This is a genomic window from Gemmatimonas sp., assembly GCF_041689975.1.
GTDB lineage: Bacteria > Gemmatimonadota > Gemmatimonadetes > Gemmatimonadales > Gemmatimonadaceae > Gemmatimonas.
The window spans coordinates 1-3,370 of the sequence record NZ_JBDNFF010000330.1; the positions used below are offsets into that span (position 1 = coordinate 1).

General features: G+C 63.0%; 4 protein-coding genes. 3 read left to right on the forward strand and 1 reads right to left on the reverse strand.

All coding sequences use genetic code 11. The features are described 5' to 3' along the window. The first annotated feature begins 71 nt into the window (after positions 1–71). The 3 genes from ACESNG_RS19650 (at position 72) to ACESNG_RS19660 (ending at position 2,523) form a co-directional block, all read left to right on the forward strand. Positions 72–1,145 (forward strand): M56 family metallopeptidase, encoded by a 1,074-nt coding sequence (locus tag ACESNG_RS19650; protein ID WP_373070476.1) that lies wholly within the window; start codon positions 72–74, stop codon positions 1,143–1,145. Between the two features lie 69 nt (positions 1,146–1,214). Further along, the gene (locus ACESNG_RS19655) at positions 1,215–1,568 is read left to right on the forward strand and encodes a copper resistance protein CopC (RefSeq protein WP_373065245.1); all 354 of its coding nucleotides are present in this window, start codon (positions 1,215–1,217) and stop codon (positions 1,566–1,568) included. 4 nt (positions 1,569–1,572) lie between these two features. Further along, complete coding sequence (locus ACESNG_RS19660; RefSeq protein ID WP_373070478.1) at positions 1,573–2,523, forward strand: CopD family protein; 951 nt, start codon at positions 1,573–1,575, stop codon at positions 2,521–2,523. Positions 2,524–2,601: 78 nt separating this feature from the next. Here ACESNG_RS19660 and ACESNG_RS19665 read toward each other — a convergent pair. Beyond that, positions 2,602–3,370 (reverse strand): DUF4198 domain-containing protein (locus ACESNG_RS19665; RefSeq protein ID WP_373070480.1); only part of this gene is annotated, 769 nt, incomplete at its 5' end.

Below are 3,370 nucleotides of genomic sequence, written 5' to 3' on the forward strand. Positions count from 1 at the left end.
AAATTGGAAGAGTTGGCGCAGCTCATTCAGCGTCGGCTGCAGGCCCGGAACGGCGGCTGAGCCGTGGTCCTATGACGGGGGAGCATACCGAGAGCGAGCGCTCGAGCGCGCCGCCAGTGCCGATTGCGCATCGTGAGCAACAGCATCGCCGCACGGTGCTCCTGTCGCTCGCCGTATTGCTGGTGCTCAGCATCAGCCCCGTCTTCGGCCATCATGTGGTACGCGCAGTAGACTGGCTCCCGGCCTCACTCGAGCATCTTGGTCCACTCTGCATGGTGGCCCTGCACCATCTGCTGGCGCCCGTGCACGAAGGATTCCACTATGTGTTGTTCGGCGGCCTGGCCTATGCGGTGTATGATCGCGGACGCGCGGCGTGGCGGATGCAACGCCATCTGGCCGCCCTCGACGTAACGGCGGTGCACAGTGACGCGGTGCTCGTACGAGTGATCGGGCGTTTGGGGTTTCCGCTGTCACGCGTCCACATCGTTGGCGGGCTGCCGAATCCGGCGTTTACGGTTGGATGGTTGACGCCGCACATCTTCGTGGCGCACGAGCTGTCGCAGACGTTACCGGAAGTGGAACTGGAGGCGGTGCTGGCTCACGAAGTCGCGCACGTGCGGCGCCGTGATCCGCTGCGCCTGTTTCTGCTGCGAGGCCTGGCGAATACCCTGTTCTGGTTGCCGGCTATTCGTCGTCTGGTGGAAGATCTCGCCGACGAGGCAGAGATCGCGGCTGACGATGCCGTGGCGCCGTCGCTCCGGCTGGCCCTCGCCTCGGCCATTCTACGGGTCGCTCGTGGCCACGTGAACATCGAGGAACCCGCCATCGGATTCCATCGGGATCACATGATCGAACGCCGCATTCGGCGCCTGGCCGGAGAGGCACCACTGGTCGTCTCGCACGTGTCGCGTCGCTCCATCACGGCGGCCGCCATCGCACTACTCGCGGTATGGGCGTCAGGCGTCATGGTGTTACATCCGCTTCCTGACATGTCGACGGGTGCCGATGTGCGTGTAGCAGGCGCCCACTGTGGTCATGTCACGCAATCGGCATGGAGTCATCTGTTTTGCGAGGGCGCGCTGCGGGCCGAGATTCATTGCTCGATGTCGAGCGCTGCGGATGAAAGGCCCATTTCTGGTGTTTAGGTGATGGGAGACGCAGGTTCTTTTTTCTCTACTGGAGACGTTTCGATGCTTTCTCGTATTTCAGCTGTGATGCTCTTCGCTGCGGCCATGCTGGCGCCGATCAGTCGCGCGAGTGCCCATCCCAAGTTGCTCAGTGCGACACCGACAGTGAATGGTCGTGTGGCGTCAGCGCCAACCGTGCTGTCACTGACGTTCAATGAAACGATTACGGCGGCGTTGAGTACGTTGACTGTGTTGGATGCCGCGCAGCGCGCGGTGACACTCGATAAGGTCCAGTCCGATGCCAAGGATCCCGCCACGCTGGTGGCGAAAGTCGCCGGAGCGATGCCGCCCGGTCGGTATACCGTGCGATGGCAGGCTGCCGGAAAGGATGGGCATCCCATGAAGGGAGAGTTCACGTTCGTCGTTGACGCAGCCAGGTGATGTGATGGAAACGTTCGGGGTTGAATCACCGGGATACGTGGTGATTCGATTCCTGATGTATGCGGGCATCACGATATTTTTCGGTTCAATCTCACTGCTGCGTATTATCCTGCCGAGAACAGCGTTCGTACCGGCCGCAGGCAGGGATGGCGTCATCGACGTGCGTACAGCGATCGCGCAACGCGCGATGCGATGGATGGGATGGTCGCTGATCGTGCTGGTGGTGGTGACGATGCTCCGGTTGGCCGCGCAGCATGCGGCCTTCTTCGGCAGCGAGAGGTGGTCGCAAGCGACGATGGCGCCGTTGTTGCTGCAAACCGTCTGGGGATCGGGCTTACTCCTCGCGATCGCCACGCTTGCGATTGCGATCGCCGGGTGGCGCGCCGTGCAACCACCGCTCGTGAGGTGGCATACACCGGGCTGGGTTTTGTTGATCGCAAGCGCTGGTGCGCTCGCGTGGAGCGCTGCCATGTCGGGTCACCCGGCGGCTGCGGACCAGCAATATGTGGCTATGCTGGTCGATGCTTTGCACGTGATCGGCGCCGGTGGGTGGATCGGCAGTCTGGCCCTCATGGCGGGCGTGGCGGTTCCTGCGCTCCGTACCACGAACGGTCGCGCTGACCACGACGGCATTGCGCGTCTGGTGGCTGCCTTCAGTCCCGTCGCCTTGATCTTTTCCGCCGTGCTTGGCGCGACTGGTATCATTGCCAGCTGGCGCAATATCGGAACGGTAAACGCGCTGTGGTCGTCGGAGTACGGACTGGTGTTGGTGCGAAAACTGGTAGTCGTAGCGGTGGTTGCCGGGGTCGGTTTGTACAATTGGCGATGGGTGTTACCGAGACTTGGTCAGCCCATCGGTACGTCCCGCCTACGTCGAAGCGCGACGCTGGAATTGGTAGCTGCGGGTGTGGTGCTGGCCGTGACGGCGGTTCTGGTGGCGACGTCTCCACCCTGACATGACGACTGCGAACAGCACGCACACACCCACGGTCCTTTCTCCCGACCGTGTGGTACCGCCTCGGTCGGGCCGATACTAGCGCCGATCAGCTACGGCAAATACCAGCGTGGCCCAATGCACATCCCAGTCCGCGCCGGATCCTTTGGGGGCCGGTACGATCTGAATGGTGCGCAGGTTCCACAGGCCGGCGCGAGTCATCACGACGGCCGCGTGACCATCGGCGTCTGTCGTGCCTGACACGTCCTGCGATGCCGAGCGCCGAGCTGCCAGCGTGTCACGAAGCGATGTCGCACGCGTGGGGACGGACCCGAAATGCAACCGTCCGTTGGAAACGGTATGTCCCAGCATGACCATCCGTACGTGCAGGGTGTCGCCCACACGCAGCGCCGATGGGTCATTGAGGGGCATGAATTCCAGTGGATGCCCCAACGCCGCTGCGTACGCCCGCGCGCCGCGCCCGACTTCAACAATTGTCTTGGCATACTTGGCATACCGACGCGTCAGACTGTCCGTCGCGTCAGCCGGCAATAGTCCCTCCCGTTCGTAACGCTCACGGGCTTCCGGCGCGCCTTCCAGGTCGAGATACCGTTTGAAGCTGGCCGGTGACTCGCGCACCATTCGCGGAGCCAGCTGCACGCCAATGAGATGTTGACCCGCCTTGGCTGGCCGATACCCGAGTCTCAGGGAGACACCGCTGATCGACACGTTCGCAATGTTGACCACGGTGTCGGCGGTGACCACGCGCGCCGCCACGATCCGGTCCGGCGTGACGGCGGACAAGCTGGTCGGAAAGAGACTGGATGTTTGTCCGCTCAGCGCGATGCGACCACCTGGCGTGACGGCA

Coding starts and splice junctions, on each gene's coding strand:
- ACESNG_RS19660 (WP_373070478.1), top strand. CDS start 1,573: ATGGAAACGTTCGGGGTTGAATCACCGGGATACGTGGTGATTCGATTC.
- ACESNG_RS19655 (WP_373065245.1), top strand. CDS start 1,215: ATGCTCTTCGCTGCGGCCATGCTGGCGCCGATCAGTCGCGCGAGTGCC.
- ACESNG_RS19650 (WP_373070476.1), top strand. CDS start 72: ATGACGGGGGAGCATACCGAGAGCGAGCGCTCGAGCGCGCCGCCAGTG.